This is a genomic window from Kineococcus aurantiacus (assembly GCF_013409345.1).
Lineage (GTDB): Bacteria > Actinomycetota > Actinomycetes > Actinomycetales > Kineococcaceae > Kineococcus > Kineococcus aurantiacus.
In genome coordinates, this window is sequence record NZ_JACCBB010000001.1 from 4,225,793 (window position 1) to 4,243,556 (window position 17,764).

The following is a 17,764-nucleotide window of genomic DNA, read 5'->3' on the forward strand; positions in this document are numbered from 1 at the left end:
TGTTACCGTCCTGCGGTGCCGAAGAAGCAGAAGGTCCTCTGGCCCAAGTCGAAGTGCTGCGAGTCGAAGGACAAGTGCAAGCGCTGCCCCCTGCGCATGCTCAAGGAAGGCACCATGCCCGAGGGCTGGACCGTCAAGCGCCGCCGCCTCGTCAAGGTCGAGGGGTAGCGGTCCTGCGGGCCAGCACGTCGTTGACGACGTGCCCCAGGGCCAGGCCGCGCCGCTCGAACCGCGTCAGGGGCCGCCACGCGGGCCGGGACCGGTCCGGGTCCAGCGTGAACGCCGGGTTCGCCGCGACGACCTCGACCATCTGCTCGGCGTAGGGCTCCCAGTCCGTCGCGCAGTGCAGCAGCCCGCCCGGCGCGAGGCGGTCGGCCACCAGCGCCACGAAGTCCGGGCCCACCAGGCGCCGCTTGTGGTGCCGGGCCTTGGGCCAGGGGTCGGGGAAGTAGACGCGGACCCCGGCCAGGCTCCCCGGGGCCACCCGCTCGGTGAGGAAGGTCCGGCCGTCGGCCTCCAGGAGGCGGACGTTGGTGACCCCGTGCTCCACGACCCCCTGCAGCAGCGCCCCGATCCCGGGGGTGTGCACCTCGGCGGCGACGACGTTGACCTCCGGCGCGGCCAGCGCCATCGCCAGCGTCGCGTCACCCATGCCCGACCCGATCTCCAGGACCACGGGGTGGTCGTTCCCGAACAGGGCGACGGGGTCCAGGTCGGTGTCGGCGCGGACCTCGTACCGGCCCAGGTGCTCGGCCAGCGCCTCCTGCCGCACCACCCCCATCCGCCCCCGGCGGAGCTTGAACGACTGCACGGGGGCCACGGGCGGTACGGGGGACGGACTCACCCCGCCATTGTCGCCTCCGCCCCGGCGTGCTCCCCGACGTGCTCCCCGACGTAGCGGGCCAGGTGCTCGCCGGTCAGCGTCGAGCGGGCCGCGACGAGGTCGGCGGGGGTGCCCTCGAAGACGACCCGCCCCCCGTCGTGCCCGGCGCCCGGACCCAGGTCGACGACCCAGTCGGCGTGGGCCACGACGGCCTGGTGGTGCTCCACGACGACCACGGACTTGCCGGAGTCGACGATCCGGTCCAGCAGGCCCAGCAGCTGCCGCACGTCGGCCAGGTGCAGACCGGCCGTGGGCTCGTCCAGGACGAGGACCCCGCCGGGGGTGCCCAGGTGCGTGGCGAGCTTGAGGCGCTGGCGCTCGCCGCCGGACAGGGTGGTCAGCGGCTGGCCGAGGGTCAGGTACCCGAGGCCGACGTCGGCCAGGCGGCTCAGCACCGCGTGCGCGGCGGGGGTCCTGGCCTCCCCGGCGGCGAAGAACGCCAGCGCCTCGGTGACGGGCAGGGCCAGGACCTCGGAGATGTCCTTGCCCGCCAGCCGGTGCTCCAGCACCGAGGCCTGGAAGCGCCGGCCCTCGCAGTCCTCGCAGGTCGTGGCGACGCCGGCCGCGATCGCGAGGTCGGAGTACACGACGCCGTTGCCGCCGCACGTGGGGCAGGCGCCCTCGGAGTTGGGGCTGAACAGCGCCGGCTTCACGCCGTTGACCTTCGCGAACTGCTTGCGGACCGGCTCCAGCAGCCCCGTCCACGTCGCCGGGTTGCTGCGCCGCGACCCCCGGATCGGTGACTGGTCGACGGTCACCACGCCCTCCAGCGGGGAGACCGACCCGCGGACCAGGGAGCTCTTGCCCGACCCCGCGACGCCCGTCACGACGACCAGGACACCCAGGGGCAGGTCGACGGACACGTCGCGCAGGTTGTTGCGGCGGGCACCGCGGACCGGCAGGGTCCCCGTCGGGGTGCGCACGGCCGGTTTCAGTCCCACCCGGTCCCCGAGGTGGCGTCCCGTGACGGTCCCGCTGGTGCGCAGACCCTCGACGGTGCCCTCGTAGCAGATCCGGCCGCCCGCGGGCCCGGCGCCGGGCCCGAGGTCCACGACGTGGTCGGCGATGGCGACGACCTCGGGTTCGTGCTCGACGACGAGGATGGTGTTCCCCTTGTCCCGCAGACGGATCAGCAGGTCGTTCGTGCGCTGCACGTCGTGCGGGTGCAGCCCCGTGGTGGGCTCGTCGAAGACGTACGTGGTGTCCGTCAGCGACGACCCCAGGTGTCGGACCACCTTGACCCGCTGCGCCTCGCCGCCGGACAGGGTCCCGGCCGCGCGTTCCAGCGACAGGTACCCCAGCCCGATCTGGACGAAGGAGTCCAGCACCCCGCGCAGGTTCTCCAGCAGCGGGGCGACCGAGGGCTCGTCCAGCGTCGCGACCCACGCGGCGAGGTCGGAGACCTGCATCCGGCAGGCGTCGGCGATGCTGACCCCGGCGATCCGGCAGTTCCTGGCGCCCTCGGCCAGCCGGGTCCCGTCGCAGTCCGGGCACGCCCGGAACGTCGCGACCCGCTCGACGAAGGCCCGCACGTGCGGTTGCAGGGAGTCGACGTCCTTGGACAGCATCGACCGGCGCACCTTGGGGACCAGCCCCTCGTACGTGACGTTGATGCCGTCGACCTTCAGGCGCACGGGCTCGGAGTGCAGGAACGCCTCCAGCTGCCCGGGCGTGAAGTCCGCGACGGGGACGTCGCAGGGGAAGAGCCCGCAGCCGCGCAGGATGCGGCCGTACCAGCCGTCCACCGTGTGACCGGGGACCTTGATCGCCCCCTCGTCGACGCTGCGGGAGGCGTCGTACAGCTCGCTCAGGTCCAGGTCGTCGACCTGGCCGCGGCCCTCGCAGCGCGGGCACATGCCCCCCGCGCGCGACCAGTCCGCGAGCACCTTCGTCTGCGCGGTGCCCTTGGCCACCGTCAGCGAGCCCTTGGCCGAGACGGGGGGGACGTTGAAGGAGAAGGCGCCCGGCCCGCCGACGTGCGGCTGCCCCAGCCGGCTGAACAGGATGCGCAGCAGCGGGTGGGCGTCGGTGGCGGTGCCGACCGTGGAGCGGGGGTCCCCGCCCATGCGCTGCTGGTCGACGACGATGGCCGTGGTGAGGCCGTCGAGGACGTCGACGTCGGGCCGGGCCAGGGACGGCATGAACCCCTGCAGGAAAGCCGAGTACGTCTCGTTGACCATCCGCTGCGACTCCGCGGCGATCGTCGCGAAGACCAGCGAGCTCTTGCCCGACCCGGACACGCCCGTGAAGACCGTCAGCCGCCGCTTGGGCAGCTCGACGGTGACGTCCCGGAGGTTGTTCTCCCGGGCGCCGTGGACGCGGATGAGGTCGTGGCCGTCGGCGGGGTGGCGCGCCGGCGCGGGCGGGGGCTCGGGCGGGGTCGTCGGCGCGGCCATGCCCCGATCCTGCCAGCGCACCGCGCCGCCGTCAGGGGGCTCCGAGGATCGTCCTCAGCTCCGACTCCGCGTCCGGCACCGACAGGAACAGCAGGTGGTCGCCGGCCTCGAGGACGTCGTCGCCGCTGGGCGGCAGCGGCCGCTCGCTGCGCACGATCGCCACCAGGACGGTGTCCTCGGGCAGGCGCACCTCCCCGACGGTGCGGCCCAGCACGGGGCTGTCCTCCTCGAGGGTGTACTCCGACATCGACGCCTGGCCCTGCTGGAACGTGAACAGCCGCACCAGCTCCCCGACGCTGACGGCCTCCTCGACGAGGGCGGTCATGAGCCGCGGCGTCGAGACCGCCACGTCGACGCCCCACGCCTCGTCGAACAGCCACTCGTTCTTCGGGTTGTTCACCCGGGCGACCGTGCGCGGCACGCCGTACTCGGTCTTGGCCAGCAGGGACACGACGAGGTTGGCCTTGTCGTCGCCCGTGGCGGCCACCACGACGTCGCAGTCGGCCAGCTCGGCCTCGTCCAGGCTGGAGATCTCGCACGCGTCGGCCAGCAGCCACTGGGCGTCCGGCACGCTGGTGATCTTCATGGCGGCGGGGCTGCGGTCGATGAGCAGGACCCGGTGGCCGTTGCCGAGCAGCTCCCGGGCGATCGAGCGCCCCACGATGCCGGCGCCGGCGATGACGACGCGCATCAGGCCCCCTCCTCCGGTGCGGCGGCCAGCACGGCCGCGGCCGCGGCGACCCGCTCGTCGGCCACGACCACGTGCACGATGTCGTCCTCCTGGTAGGCCATGCCCCGCACGGGCACGACACCCTGCCCCAGCCGCGTCACGTAGGCGACGCGGACCCCCGCGGCGGCCTCCAGCGCCGACAGCGGCCGACCCACCCAGGCGTCGTGGACGGGCGTCTCGACGAGGACGACGCGCCCGGAGGCGTCGCGGAACTCGCTGACGGCCCCCTCGGGCACCAGCCGCCGCAGCACCTGGTCGGCCGTCCAGCGGACCGTGGCGATGGTGGGGATGCCCAGGCGCTCGTAGACCTCGGCGCGGCCCGGGTCGTAGATGCGGGCCACGACGTTCTCGACGTCGAACTTCTCCCGCGCCACCCGCGCGGCGAGGATGTTGGAGTTGTCGCCGGAGGAGACCGCGGCGAAGGCGCCGGCCTCGTGGATGCCGGCCTCGACGAGGGTGTCGTGGTCGAAGCCGACCCCGGTCACCCGGCGCCCGGCGAAGGTGGGCCCCAGCCGGCGGAAGGCGTCGGCGTTCTGGTCCACGACCGCCACGCTGTGCCCGCGCTGCTCGACGGTGAGCGCGAGGCTCGAACCGACCCGGCCGCAGCCCATGATCACGAAGTGCACTCCTGAACGCTACCGCCTGCTCCTGCACCGGGCACCCGCCCGCCCCCGCGTTCGGCACGCGGACCCGGCCGGTGCACCTACCATCGTGAGACGTGCCCTCTGTGACCGAAGCGGTCAAACGCGTCCTGGTCGGACGGCCGTTCCGCAGCGAACGGCTCTCCGAGACGCTGCTGCCGAAGCGCATCGCGCTGCCCGTGTTCGCCTCCGACGCCCTCAGCTCGGTCGCCTACGCCCCCGACGAGATCTTCCTGACCCTGTCGATCGCCGGCATCGCGGCCTACGCCTTCTCGCCGTGGATCGTCGCCGCGGTCGTGCTGGTGATGTTCGTCGTGGTCGCCTCCTACCGGCAGAACGTGCACGCCTACCCCTCCGGCGGCGGGGACTACGAGGTCGCGACGGTCAACCTGGGCCCCAACGCCGGCCTGACGGTCGGCAGCGCGCTGCTCGTGGACTACGTCCTGACGGTGGCCGTCTCGATCTCCTCGGGCGCGCAGTACGCGGCGGCCGCGATCCCGGTCCTGCGCGGGCACGAGGCCCTGTTCGCGGTCGGGCTCGTCCTGCTGCTCATGACGGCCAACCTGCGCGGGCTGCGCGAGAGCGGCGCGGCCTTCGCCGTGCCCACCTACATCTTCATGGCCTCCATCCTGGGGATGGCGCTCTACGGCTTCGGGCGCCTGCTGTTCGGGGACCTGCCGCAAGCGCCGAGCGGTGACCTCACCCTGGCCGCCGAGCACGACATCTCCGGCGGCCTGACCAGCCTGGCGGGGGCCTTCCTGGTCCTGCGGGCCTTCTCCTCCGGCGCCGCGGCCCTGACCGGGGTGGAGGCCATCAGCAACGGCGTGCCGGCCTTCCGCAAGCCCAAGAGCAGGAACGCCGCCACGACGCTGCTGCTGCTGGGCCTGACGAGCGTCACCATGCTCGTGAGCATCGTGACCCTGGCCCGGGCCACCCACGTCCGCTTCGCCGAGGACCCCGCGACGCAGCTGCTGCGCGACGGGGTGCCCGTGGGCGACTCCTACGTCCAGGACCCGATCATCGGCCAGCTCGCCGCGACGGTCTTCGACCACCTCCCGGTGGCCTTCTACGTCGTCACCGCGGCCACCGGCGTCATCCTCGTCCTGGCCGCCAACACCGCCTTCAACGGCTTCCCCGTGCTCGGCTCGATCCTGGCCCGCGACGGCTTCCTGCCCAAGCAGCTGCACACCCGCGGGGACCGGCTGGCCTTCTCCAACGGCATCATCGCGCTGGCGGTGGCGGCCATCGTCCTCATCGTCGCCTACGACGCCGAGGTCACCCGGCTCATCCAGCTCTACATCGTCGGCGTCTTCGTGTCCTTCACCATGAGCCAGACCGGCATGATCCGGCACTGGACGCGGCACCTGCGCACCGAGACCGACCCGGGCAAGCGCGCGGCCATGCGGCGCTCGCGGGTCATCAACAGCATCGGCCTGGGGCTGACCGGCCTGGTCCTGGTCATCGTCCTGCTGACGAAGTTCACCCAGGGCGCCTACATCGCGATCCTGGCCATGGTCTTCGTCTTCGCGAACATGAAGCTCATCCGCCGGCACTACACCAACGTCGCCCGCGAGATCGAGATCCCCGCCGAGCGGCAGGCCAAGGCGCTGCCCACCGGCGTGCGCGGCATCGTCCTCGTCTCCAAGATCCACAAGCCGACGATGCGGGCCCTGGCCTACGCGCGGGCGGCCAAGCCCACCGACCTGCAGGCCGTGACGGTCGCCGTCGAGCCCGAGGAGTCCGCGGCGCTGCAGCAGCGCTGGGAGGCCCTGGGGGTCCCCGTCCCGCTGACCGTCCTGGACTCCCCGTACCGGGACGTGACCAAGCCGGTCCTGGAGTTCGTGCGCTCGATGCGCCAGCGCCACCCCCGCGACCTCGTCATCGTCTACGTGCCCGAGTACGTCGTCGGCCACTGGTGGGAGACCTTCCTGCACAACCAGTCCGCGCTGCGGCTGCGGGCCCGACTGCGGTACCAGCCGGGGGTCATGGTCGCCAGCGTCCCGTGGCAGCTGAGCAGTTCCGTCGGGCTGGAGGACCGCGTCGAGCGCGCCGCCCCCGGTACCGTCCGCCGGGGCGCCTTCGGCCCCGGCCCCGTCGAGCAGCAGCACCAGGAGAACCCGTGAGCGCCCCGTCCCGCAGTCGCCGCACCCGAGCCGCCGCACCCGCCGGGCCCGACGCGCGCGGCACCGAGATCGAGGTCGAGGTCGGCCCCGTCGCCCACGGCGGGCACTGCGTGGCCCGCCACGAGGGCCGCGTCGTCTTCGTGCGGCACGCCCTGCCCGGGGAGCGCGTGATCGCCCGCGTCACCGAGGGCGCCGAGGGCGCGAAGTTCTGGCGGGCCGACGCCGTCCGCGTCCTGGAGGCCGACGCCGACCGCGTCGAGCCGCCGTGCCCGGTCGCCCGTCCGGGCCGGTGCGGGGGGTGCGACTTCCAGCACGTCACCCTCGCCCGGCAGCGGGAGCTGAAGGCGGCCGTCGTGGCCGAGCAGTTCCGCCGGCTGGCCTCGCTGGACGTGGACGTCACCGTCGAGGAGGCGCCCGGCAGCCCCGACGGCCTGCGCTGGCGCACCCGCACGCAGTTCGCCGTGGACGCCGAGGGCCGTCCCGGGCTGCGCGTGCACCGCTCGCACGCGGTGGTGCCGCTGGACGACTGCCCCATCAGCACCGCCGCGGTCGTCGGCAGCGGCGTCCTGGGCCAGCGGTACGGCAACGTCGAGACCCTGGAGGTGGCGGCCGGTTCCGACGGCGCCGCCCCCCTCGTCGTGGCCACCCCCGCGCCGGGCACCCGCGCCCACCTGCCGAAGCTGCCCGAAGCCTCCGTCGCCCTCCGCACCCCCGAGGGCCTGCACCGCGTCTCGGGGCGCACGTGGGTGGGGGAGCGCATCGCGGTGCGGGGGCGCGAGCACGCCTTCCGCGTCGGCGGGGCCGGTTTCTGGCAGGTGCACCCCGCTGCGCCGGAGCTGCTGGGGGAGGCCGTGCTGGCCGCCCTCGAGCCCCGCGCCGGCGAGCGCGCGCTGGACCTGTACTCCGGCGTCGGGCTGTTCACCGCCCTGCTGGCCGACGCCGTCGGGGCCGAGGGGTCGGTGCTGGCCGTCGAGGGGTCCGAGCGCGCCGTGCGCGACGCCCGCAAGTCCCTGCACGAGCTGGGGCAGGTGGAGCTGTGGGCCGGGGCCGTCGAGGACGCGCTGGCCGACCCCGAGCTGCCGGCCCGCGGCACCGACCTGGTGGTCCTGGACCCGCCGCGCTCGGGGGCGGGCCGCGCGGTCGTCGCGGGGATCGCGGACCTGGCCCCCCGGGCGATCGCCTACGTGGCGTGCGACCCGGCCGCGCTGGCCCGCGACACCGCGTTCCTGGCCGAGCGCGGGTACGCCCTCGACGGGCTGCGGGCGTTCGACCTGTTCCCCATGACCCACCACGTGGAGTGCGTGGCGCGCTTCGTGCGGGCCGCCTGAGGCCGGTTCCGCCCGGTCGCCCGCTGGTCCCGCCGGCTCAGGCGGCGGGGTCAGCGGGTGGGGTCGGCCCCGGGGCGGTCGAGGGTGCCCAGGCCCGTCAGCAGGGACTCCAGGACGTGGGCCGGGGTGGCGCCGGGGGTGGTCCCGGCGATCCCCTGCCCGTCCCAGGCGCGGAACGGTTCGCGGGTGGAGTGGCGCGGGACGTAGCGCCGGCTGCGCCCGGGCAGCGGGGGGAGCGTGGACACGGTCACCCCCGGCTCAGCCGAGCCGGCCGGAGTCGGCCAGCCACAGCGCGAGGAGCACCGTCAGGGCGAGCGAGGCGAGGACGCCGGCGCGCACGACGAGCAGCAGGACCGGGACGTCGAGCCGTTCCCCCGCGGTGCGCAGCGCCTCGCGCACCCGGGTGCGGTGGTCGACGGCGGGCCGGTCGGGCAGGGCGCGCAGGCCCTCGAGCACCGAGGCGAGCACCGCACCGGACCCGGCGTCGCCCAGCTCGACCGGGCGCGGGGCGCGCCGGGCCGTGAGGGGCCGGCCGGGGGCGCGGTGCTGCGCACCGCGGGCGGTGGGGACCGGGGTCCGGCCCAGGTCCACGGCCGGGGCCGGAGCGGACTCCGGTACGGACTCCGGTGCGGTGGTGGGGGCGGTGCTGAGGGTGCGGTTCAGGGTGGGGTTCATCCGGCGCTCTCCAGGGCGTCGTGCGGGGTGCTGCTGCCACTGTGCTGACTGAGCGTGATCCAACTCAAGCCGTCCGTAGTGCAACCGAGTGCACCCGTCCGGGTGGAGCGTCGCGCTGCGAGACGGGCGGCGCGCCGGGAGCCCTGCGCGCCTCCCTCGTCGTCGAGGGGGCCGCGGTGGTATCTTGACGTCGAGATAAATGGTCGCGGGGGTCCCACCACCCCCCGAGCGGTCCCGCCCCGGCCGGTGGGACCATCGACGTCGGCACGACGACCGTGACGACGGTGACGATGACGCACGACGGACGCACGACGGACGCACGACGACGGACACGACGGAAGACGAGTGAGGAGCTCCCGGTGAGCAGCCACAACAGCTTCGAAGCCAAGGCTACCCTAACAGTTGGGGGGACGGACTACACGATCTTCCGCCTCGACAAGGTGGAGGGTTCGGCCCGGCTGCCGTTCAGCCTCAAGGTCCTCCTCGAGAACCTGCTGCGCACCGAGGACGGCGCCAACATCACGGCCGACCACATCCGCGCCCTCGGCGGCTGGGACCCGAGCGCCCAGCCGGACACCGAGATCCAGTTCACCCCCGCCCGCGTGATCATGCAGGACTTCACCGGCGTGCCCTGCATCGTCGACCTGGCCACCATGCGCGAGGCCGTCGCCGACCTCGGCGGCGACCCGACCAAGGTCAACCCGCTGTCGCCGGCCGAGCTGGTCATCGACCACTCCGTCATCTCCGACGTCTTCGGCCGCCCCGACGCCTTCGAGCAGAACGTCGACCTGGAGTACGGCCGCAACCGCGAGCGCTACCAGTTCCTGCGCTGGGGCCAGACCGCCTTCGACGACTTCAAGGTCGTCCCCCCGGGCACCGGGATCGTGCACCAGGTGAACATCGAGCACCTGGCCCGCGTCGTGTTCCCGCGCCAGGTGGGCTCGGAGCTGCAGGCCTACCCCGACACCCTCGTCGGCACCGACTCGCACACCACGATGGTCAACGGCCTGGGTGTCCTGGGCTGGGGTGTCGGCGGCATCGAGGCCGAGGCGGCCATGCTCGGCCAGCCCGTCTCGATGCTCATCCCGCGCGTCGTCGGGTTCAAGCTCTCCGGGGCGATCCCCGCCGGGGCCACCGCCACCGACGTCGTGCTGACCATCACCGAACTGCTGCGCAAGCACGGCGTCGTCGGCAAGTTCGTGGAGTTCTACGGCGAGGGCGTCGCCTCGGTGCCGCTGGCCAACCGCGCCACCATCGGCAACATGAGCCCCGAGTTCGGGTCCACCGCGGCGATCTTCCCCATCGACGACGTGACCCTGGACTACCTGCGCCTGACCGGCCGCAGCGAGGAGCAGGTCGCCCTCGTCGAGGCCTACACCAAGGAACAGGGCCTGTGGCACGACCCCTCGGTCGAGGCCGCCTACTCCGAGTACCTCGAGCTGGACCTGTCGACGGTCGTGCCGAGCATCGCCGGCCCGAAGCGCCCGCAGGACCGCATCGTGCTGACGGAGGCCAAGGAGGCGTTCCGCGCCGCCCTGGGCGACTACGTCACCGACGAGGTCCCCGCCACCGGGAACGTCGCCTCCAGCGCCCACAGCGACGCGGTCGACGCCGTCGCCGGCTCCTCCCAGGACGAGGCCAGCGCCGAGAGCTTCCCGGCCTCCGACGCCCCCTCGGCCTCCAGCACCGACGAGCGCGACGAACCCGCCGCCCCCGGTCACGCCCAGGGCCGGCCCTCGAAGAAGGTCGCGGTCACGATGGCCGACGGCACGCGGACCGAGATCGACCACGGCGCCGTCGCGATCGCCTCGATCACCAGCTGCACCAACACCTCCAACCCCTCGGTCATGGTCGCCGCCGCGCTGCTGGCCAAGAACGCCGTGGAGCGGGGCCTGACCCGCAAGCCCTGGGTCAAGACCTCCCTCGCGCCGGGCTCGAAGGTCGTCACCGACTACTACGACAAGGCCGGCCTCACGCCGTACCTGGAGAAGCTCGGGTTCCACCTCGTCGGCTACGGCTGCGTCACCTGCATCGGGAACTCCGGGCCGCTGCCCGAGGAGGTCTCCGCGGCGGTCCAGGAGAACGACCTCGCCGTCACCGCGGTCCTGTCGGGCAACCGCAACTTCGAGGGCCGCATCAACCCCGACGTCAAGATGAACTACCTGGCCTCCCCGCCGCTGGTCATCGCCTACGCCCTCGCCGGCACGATGGACTGGGACGTCGAGAACGACCCCATCGGCCAGGACGAGTCCGGCCAGGACGTGTACCTGAAGGACATCTGGCCCGACGCGGCCGAGGTCGAGCGGGTCATCGGCGAGGCCATCAGCAAGGACATGTTCGTCAAGGACTACGCCGACGTGTTCGCCGGCGACGAGCGCTGGCAGGGCCTGCCGACCCCCGAGGGCAACACCTTCGACTGGGACGCCGAGTCCACCTACGTCCGCAAGCCCCCGTACTTCGAGGGCATGCAGGCCGAGCCCGCGCCGGTCACCGACATCTCCGGTGCGCGCGTGCTGCTGCTGCTGGGCGACTCGGTCACCACCGACCACATCTCCCCGGCCGGTTCCATCAAGCCGGACTCCCCGGCGGGGGTGTACCTGACCGAGCACGGCGTCGACCGCAAGGACTTCAACTCCTACGGCTCGCGCCGCGGGAACCACGAGGTCATGATCCGCGGCACGTTCGCCAACATCCGGCTGCGCAACCAGCTGCTGGACAACGTCTCCGGCGGCTACACCCGCGACTTCACCCGCGACGGGGAGCAGACGTCGATCTACGACGCCGCGCAGAACTACGCCGCGGCCGGCACCCCGCTGGTCGTCCTGGGCGGCAAGGAGTACGGGTCGGGCTCCTCGCGCGACTGGGCCGCCAAGGGCACCGCGCTGCTGGGCGTCAAGGCCGTCATCACCGAGAGCTTCGAGCGCATCCACCGCTCGAACCTCATCGGCATGGGCGTCGTCCCGCTGCAGTTCCCGCAGGGGGAGTCGGCGGCCTCCCTCGGCCTCGACGGCACCGAGACCTTCGACATCGCCGGCATCACCGAGCTCAACGAGGGCCGCACCCCGCGGACCGTCAAGGTGACCGCCACGAAGACCGACGGCGGCGTCGTGGAGTTCGACGCGGTCGTGCGCATCGACACCCCCGGCGAGGCGGACTACTACCGCAACGGCGGCATCCTGCAGTACGTGCTGCGGTCGCTGACGAACGCCTGACCCACCCGCACCACGACGACGGCGGCCACCCCCGGGCAGGGGGTGGCCGCCGTCGCCGCGTCCGGGGCGGTGCCGGGCCGCGACCGCTCCCCGCGCCGGGTCAGGGCGCCGGGCGCTCGTCCGCGTCGACCAGGGTGATCGCCCGCGCGTACCCGGCGGGCGTCTTGGTCACCTCGATGACGCGCTGCATGAGCGGCTCGATCGCGGGGACCTTGTCCAGCGGCGCGGCGATGATCAGCTGGAAACCCAGCCCGCGCCACGCGTTGACGCCGCGGGCGGTGAACTCCCCGTCGGACTTCACGAAACCCTCGTCGAGGAACACCGGGGCGAACACCGGCAGCGCGTTGCGGCTGGTGCCCAGCTGGTAGCGCAGGGCCGCGCCGACGATGAAGGCGATGAGTTCCTGCACCTCACCGCCGGACTTCCCGCCGAGGTGGTCGTAGATGCTCAGCGTGCGCCCCGTCGCGGAGTCCACCCGCAGCGCCCGCACCGAGGTGTGCTTGCGGACGTCGAGGAGCAGTTCGCGCTCGGAGGCGTTCTGCGGGCCCGGTCGCAGCCGGTCGATGAAGGCCCGCAGGGCCAGGAACCGGGCCTCCACCGCGGCGGGGTCGTCGGCCCGGGTCGTCCCGGCCGTCAGCTCCCGCAGCTCCTTCTGGAACGCCGTCACCTCGGGGATGACCTGCGGCTGGACCTCGATGTGCAGGCGGTCCCCGCCGGGGCCGAAGGGCAGGCCGGCGAGGATCTCGTTGACCGGGGCGAGGCGGTTGACGATGTCGGCCCCGGCCTGGCGCAGCTTGGCCTGCAGGGTCAGCAGGTCGTCCCCGGACCAGCTGACGACCTGGTGGCGGAACTCCTCGGCCCGCTCGGCCAGACCCTGCCGGGTCAGGTCGTCGAGGATCTCCCGGTACCCCTCGTAGGAGGAGACGCCCGGGCCGAGGTTGGGCTGCGGCCAGCGGCTCTGGAAGGCCTTGAAGGCCCGTTCGAGGCGCCCGACGGCCTCGGCCTCGCGGGCCAGGGCGGCCTGCCGCCCCTCGGCGGTGGCCTGGCGGATCTTCGGCTGCACCTTCCGGAAGCTCTCCACGGTGTCGTCGACGCCGTACCGGCGGTGCAGCTCGCCCAGGTGCCGGGCCTGGTCGGCGGTGACCTCCACGCCTAGCCGGTGCAGCTCGCCCAGGCGGTCGTCGACCTCGTCCTGCAGGGACACCAGGTCCCCCCAGACCTGCTCGGCGGCGGTCAGCTCGACCTGCGCCTTCGCCTCCTCCTGCCGGGCCAGGTCGGCGGCGGCGTCCAGCCGGTCCCGTTCGGCGCGCAGCAGCGCGATCTGGTCGTTGGCGCCCAGCAGCGCGTCGATCTCACCCTGCCGGGCCGTGACCGCCGCCGCCGTCGTCGCGGTGTCCACGTCGGCCCAGCGCAGCTCGGCCCGGCGCTGGTGCGCCTTCTCCTGCCGCAGCAGACCGTCCCGGGTCGCGGTCAGCTCGTCCTGCCGCCGCTGGTGACCGGCCAGGCGCGCGTCGACGGCCGCGACCTCCTCGTCGATGCGCCGCAGCAGGGCCGCGGGGGAGAACCCCAGGATCGCGCGCAGCCCCTCCTGGCCGCCGTGCGCGCCGCGGTCGCCGTTCTGCACCTGCCCGGCCAGCGTGATCCGGCGGACGCGGTCGTCGCGGAACGCGTCGGGACCGGCGACGGCCAGGTGCGGGAAGTCCTCGGCCAGCACGGCGCTCAGCCAGCCCCGGTACGGGGAGTCCTCCCGCACGCGCAGCTTGCCCACGAGGGTCGCCGGGTCCGGCTCCGACAGCGGCACGTCGGCGTCGGCGAACCGGAACCTCACCCGCCGCGGCAGGGTGAGCTGGTCCACGCGCTGCCGGAACGCCGAGCGCAGCGAGCGGTCGACGACCAGCGTCCGGGCGAAGCTGCCCAGCAGCAGCTCGGCGGCCGTGCGCCACCGCTCGTCCTCGCGGCGCACGTCGAGCAGCTCGGCGACGAACGGCAGCTCGTGCGGCGCCAGGCCCAGCTGCGCGGCGATCGCCGTGCGCGTGGCGTCCAGGTCGCGCGGGATGAGGTCCGAGCGCTGCGCGAACCAGCGCTTCTCGGCCCACAGCCGCTGGCGGTCGGCCAGGTCCGGGCCGGCCGACTCGGCCAGCGCCCGGCCCTGCTCCTCCAGGTCCGCCAGCGCCGCGGGCAGGTCGCGCAGGAACTGCCGCGACGCGCGCTGCTGCTGCGCGAAACCCTCCGGGTCGGTGGCCAGGTCGCCCAGTTCCCGGGTCTGCTCCGCGGCCCGCCGCCGGGCGCCCTCGGTGTCGGCGTGCTGCTGCTCGGCCGCCTTCAGGCCCAGGGCCAGCGCCTCCAGCGCCCCGCCGCCGTGGGTGTCCAGCAACCGGCGGTTCTCGTCGACCCGCACCTCGGCCGCCAGGCGCTCGGCGCGCTTGCGGCGCACCAGTTCGGAGGCCTCGGCGCGGCGGGACTTGGCGGCCTGCTCCTGCGCGGCGACCAGGCGGGCCTCGATGCGCGCCGCCCACAGGGCGAACCCGCTGTTCTCCGAGGACCCCAGCGCGTCGGCCAGGGCGATCTCGGTGCGCGCCTCGTCCAGGTCGGCGTGCAGCCGGGGGATCTCGCCGAGGACGGTGATCTGCTCCTCGGCCGTCCGCATCGTCGCGTGCGTCGCCTCCAGGTCGGCGAAGTGCGCCACGGCCCGGTCGGCGGCCTCGAACGTCCGCGGGCGCTCCAGCACCATCGACCGGTACAGCTGGTCGACGGAGGCGACCTCCCGGCCGGCCTGGATGCGGCTGAGGAGCTTCACGGCCGCCGTCCCGTCGCCGTCGGCGCCGATGCCCAGGACGGGGTGCACGAGCGCGGCGAACTTCGCGTACGAGTCGAAGAAGTCCAGCCCCTCGAACTCGCGGCGCATGGCCTTGTGGTCGAACCGCCGCTCGGCGAACGGCTCGACGAGCTTGAGGTCGAAGTCGCCGCGGAACACCGCGAGGTGGTCCTTGACGTCGCGCGGGTCCCGGGCCGAGGCGGGGGCGAAGTACAGCCGCAGCGCCGTCAGGGTCTGCCCGTCGGTGTGCCGGAACGTGAACGCCAGCCCCGACCACGCGTTGGCGGGGTTCCCGTCGCGGTCGCGGCCGCGCAGGGTCGCGTCGCGGTTCTTGCCGGTGTCCTCGTCGAGGACCTCGTCGAGCTTGCCCCGCACGTAGGACAGCGGGTTGCGCTGCGTCGCCGACCGGGCCCGGCCGGTGACGGCGTCGTTGGAGGCGCCGTTGAACGCCGTGGCGGTGCTCATCATGACGGCGATGTACGCGTCGAGGGTCGTCGACTTCCCGGTGCCCGAGGCGCCCGTGACGAGGTTGGCGCGCGGGTCGAAGTCGACGCGGTGGTACCCGTCGAAACCGCCCCAGTTCACGAGCTGGGCGTGCGCGACGTGCCACTGCTGGCGGCCGGCGCCGGCCAGGGCCAGACCGGGGAGGGTGGGGCCGTCGTTCACGCGTTCTCCTCGACGGGGGCCGGGTGGGTGGAGTTGTGGGCGGTGAGCTCGGCCACCAGCCGCTGCACGACGTCGACCGGCAGCAGCACCTCCAGGATCGGGGAGACGCGGTAGCGGTTCTCCGTCCCGGTGCGCAGCAGCACCTCCTGCCGCAGCAGGCTGTCGACCCCGAGGGCGGCCTGCTGCTCGTCGCGGGCCTGGTTGGTGCTCGACAGCGGCCGGAAGTGCCCGACCTCGTCGATCAGCTCGGCGCGGTCGACGAACACCTCGGTGTCCCCGGCCGCCGACCGCGAGCGCGCCAGCCGGCGCAGGCAGATGAGCAGCACCGTCTCCTCCCGGCTCCACGGCTGGTCGAACAGCAGCGTCGGGAACCGGTCGCCGGTGGGGGAGGCGGCCTGCTGCTTGTACGCGACCTGGTAGTCGTGGTTCACCACGAGGTCGAGGAACACGTCGTTGAGCCGGCTGCGCAGCGACCGCTGGTTCTCCACCAGCACCCGCCACGACTGCGGGTGCTGGGCCGCGGAGACGTAGCGGCGCTTGAGCAGCTGGACCAGGACCGTCCGCACGGGCTCGGCCAGGGTCCCGGCGTCGCCGGGGAACAGGCCGTCCTCCTCCAGCCCCGCGTCCGGCCCCGGGGCCGCCTCGGGTGCGGTGGTGTCGTCGATCACGCGGTCGCCTCGTCCTGCTCGGGGTCCAGGGACAGGTCCGGCCCCAGGAACCGGTGGACGGTCCCGTCGGGTCGGCTGGTCGTGTAGACGGCCTGCCGGCTCGTCGTGGCCGGGTCCGCCCCGCCCGCGGCGACGGCCAGGTGCAGCAACCCCATGAGGTCCGCCGGCCGGCGCAGGTCGTCGGGCAGGTCGTCGAACACCGCCGCCGTCCCCGCCCCGGCGGTGCCGGCGGCCGCGGTGACCGCGGTGCGCAGGCGCTCGAAGTCGGGACCGCCGAACCGCCGCAGCTCCTCCAGCGACGAACCCTCCGCGGTCTCGTCGTGGTCGCGCAGCGGCGGGGGGCTGGTGTCGTCGGCCGGGTCGTGCAGCCGGGTCCGCATCGTCGTGACGGCGATGCGGGCCGAGGGGATGGGGGAGTCCAGGTCGATCGCGGCGCGGGGACCGGTCGTCGCGATCCAGTGCGTCAGCTGCTCGGCGGCCGCGCGCAGGGCCTCGTCCAGCTCGCGGTCGCGCAGCGGGTCGTGCCGCAGGATGTGCGAGCGCAGGGACGCCGACAGGCGCCGGCGCTGCTCCAGGACGAGCTCGATGCCGTCGCCGATGGTCTCCGGGGTGGTCCGCAGGGCGGTGCGCTGCTCGGGGGTCAGGCCGGCGGCGAACCCGTGCTCCAGGATCGTGGCCAGGTCCTCCTGCAGCGCGCGCAGCGTGTCCTCGTCGCGGGCCAGCTCCACCGCGCCGGCGAAGGCGCGCCCGGAGACGGACCCGGTGAGCAGCTCCTCGGCCCGGCGCAGGTAGTCCTCCAGCACCTCCCCCGTGGGGCGCTGCTCGGCGCGGAAGTCCCCGACGACCTCGCGGTGGATGCGGCGCACCTCCTCCGAGACCCGCAGGAAGTCCCCCGGCAGCGCCGACAGCAGGTCCGCCAGGTCCAGGTACTGCCCGAGCATCCGCTCGTCGCTGGCCCGCGGCACGTCCTCACCGGCCAGCAGGCGGTCGCGCTCGGCGCTCAGGGCCGCGATCTGCTCCTCCAGCCGCTGCACCCGCCGGTCCCGGTCCGGGGTGGCCTCCAGGGCGCAGCGGCGCGCGGTGTCCAGGACGGTGCGGATCCGGGACTCCCCCAGCAGCACGCGCTCGCCCGAAACGCGCGCCACGTGGTCCATGGCGTCCTGGGCGTGGGAGGTCAGGGCGTACTCCTCCCCGTCGCCCTCGTCCTGCTCCTCGCCCCGGTCGTCCGCGCGCCCGTCCGGGGCCGCGACCGGCGTCAGCGACAGCCACTGCTCGCGCACCCAGCCGCGGACCAGGTCGCGCGCGGGGGTGTCGGGGACCTCGTGGCCGTGCAGGCTCAGCTCGCCCAGCAGGCCCGCGACCTGGGCGTGGAAGCGCTCGACGGGGATGCGGTGCCGCTGACCGCCGAAGGCGCAGGTCAGCACGGCCACGACCAGCGGCCCGGAGGGGCGGCGCAGGAGGCTGAGCGCCGGCCGCGTGAACGCCTGGTGGGCGCGCGCCAGGTCGTCGCGGATGCTGCTCAAGGGGTCCTCCGGTGTGCCGTCGTGCTCCCAGAACGGTAGGGGACGCCGGCGGTCCCCGGAGCCACGCCCGCCGCGCGGAGGGGGACCGCGGTCCGCCGGGGGCC

13 protein-coding genes are annotated in these 17,764 nt (G+C 74.0%); 4 read left to right on the top strand and 9 right to left on the bottom strand.

All coding sequences use genetic code 11. From position 1 onward, the window contains the following. Positions 1–15 precede the first annotated feature (15 nt). Positions 16–168, top strand: coding sequence for a hypothetical protein (locus BJ968_RS20210; RefSeq protein ID WP_179754874.1), 153 nt, complete (start codon positions 16–18; stop codon positions 166–168). Here BJ968_RS20210 and trmB read toward each other — a convergent pair. Genes trmB through BJ968_RS20230 form a run of 4 tightly spaced genes read right to left on the bottom strand, consistent with a single transcriptional unit; the run spans position 152 to position 4,635 of the window. After that, a complete protein-coding gene (gene trmB, locus BJ968_RS20215) occupies positions 152–844 on the bottom strand; it encodes a tRNA (guanosine(46)-N7)-methyltransferase TrmB (RefSeq protein ID WP_343078178.1) in 693 nt (230 codons plus the stop codon). The genes BJ968_RS20210 and trmB overlap by 17 nt on opposite strands. Further along, positions 841–3,279, bottom strand: coding sequence for an ATP-binding cassette domain-containing protein (locus BJ968_RS20220; RefSeq protein WP_179754876.1), 2,439 nt, complete (start codon positions 3,277–3,279; stop codon positions 841–843). Before BJ968_RS20220 ends, trmB begins: the two co-directional genes overlap by 4 nt. 31 nt (positions 3,280–3,310) lie before the next feature. Further along, positions 3,311–3,970, bottom strand: coding sequence for a potassium channel family protein (locus BJ968_RS20225; protein WP_179754877.1), 660 nt, complete (start codon positions 3,968–3,970; stop codon positions 3,311–3,313). After that, entirely contained in the window at positions 3,970–4,635 is a 666-nt protein-coding gene (locus BJ968_RS20230; protein WP_179754880.1) for an NAD-binding protein, read from the bottom strand. Before BJ968_RS20230 ends, BJ968_RS20225 begins: the two co-directional genes overlap by 1 nt. A gap of 92 nt (positions 4,636–4,727) precedes the next feature. Here BJ968_RS20230 and BJ968_RS20235 point away from each other — a divergent pair, with 92 nt between their 5' ends. Then, a complete protein-coding gene (locus BJ968_RS20235) occupies positions 4,728–6,773 on the top strand; it encodes an amino acid permease (protein ID WP_179754881.1) in 2,046 nt (681 codons plus the stop codon). Beyond that, positions 6,770–8,101: a TRAM domain-containing protein gene (locus BJ968_RS26960; protein WP_179754882.1), complete on the top strand. Its 1,332-nt coding sequence runs from the start codon at positions 6,770–6,772 to the stop codon at positions 8,099–8,101. The genes BJ968_RS20235 and BJ968_RS26960 overlap by 4 nt, the downstream gene beginning before the upstream one ends. A 50-nt stretch (positions 8,102–8,151) precedes the next feature. Here BJ968_RS26960 and BJ968_RS20245 read toward each other — a convergent pair whose 3' ends face one another. After that, entirely contained in the window at positions 8,152–8,346 is a 195-nt protein-coding gene (locus tag BJ968_RS20245; protein WP_179754885.1) for a hypothetical protein, read from the bottom strand. A gap of 13 nt (positions 8,347–8,359) precedes the next feature. After that, entirely contained in the window at positions 8,360–8,776 is a 417-nt protein-coding gene (locus tag BJ968_RS20250) for a hypothetical protein (protein ID WP_179754887.1), read from the bottom strand. 359 nt (positions 8,777–9,135) lie between these two features. On the opposite strand from BJ968_RS20250, the gene BJ968_RS20255 reads away from it, so the two are divergent. Continuing rightward, positions 9,136–11,988 carry an aconitate hydratase AcnA gene (locus BJ968_RS20255; RefSeq protein WP_179754889.1) on the top strand — a complete coding sequence of 951 codons (2,853 nt, stop codon included), beginning with the start codon at positions 9,136–9,138 and terminating at the stop codon, positions 11,986–11,988. 100 nt (positions 11,989–12,088) lie between these two features. Here the strand turns inward: BJ968_RS20255 and BJ968_RS20260 are convergent, their stop codons facing one another. Genes BJ968_RS20260 through BJ968_RS20270 form a run of 3 tightly spaced genes read right to left on the bottom strand, consistent with a single transcriptional unit; the run spans position 12,089 to position 17,660 of the window. Then, positions 12,089–15,469, bottom strand: coding sequence for an ATP-binding protein (locus BJ968_RS20260; protein WP_179754891.1), 3,381 nt, complete (start codon positions 15,467–15,469; stop codon positions 12,089–12,091). Further along, positions 15,466–16,137 (bottom strand): DUF4194 domain-containing protein, encoded by a 672-nt coding sequence (locus BJ968_RS20265; RefSeq protein WP_179754893.1) that lies wholly within the window; start codon positions 16,135–16,137, stop codon positions 15,466–15,468. Before BJ968_RS20265 ends, BJ968_RS20260 begins: the two co-directional genes overlap by 4 nt. Continuing rightward, complete coding sequence (locus BJ968_RS20270) at positions 16,134–17,660, bottom strand: DUF3375 family protein (RefSeq protein ID WP_179754895.1); 1,527 nt, start codon at positions 17,658–17,660, stop codon at positions 16,134–16,136. Before BJ968_RS20270 ends, BJ968_RS20265 begins: the two co-directional genes overlap by 4 nt. Positions 17,661–17,764: the final 104 nt, after the last annotated feature.

Excerpts from the sequence above, each read along its gene's own strand:
- BJ968_RS20225 (WP_179754877.1), bottom strand. The coding sequence starts at position 3,970 with ATGCGCGTCGTCATCGCCGGCGCCGGCATCGTGGGGCGCTCGATCGCC.
- BJ968_RS20220 (WP_179754876.1), bottom strand. The coding sequence starts at position 3,279 with ATGGCCGCGCCGACGACCCCGCCCGAGCCCCCGCCCGCGCCGGCGCGC.
- BJ968_RS20250 (WP_179754887.1), bottom strand. The coding sequence starts at position 8,776 with ATGAACCCCACCCTGAACCGCACCCTCAGCACCGCCCCCACCACCGCA.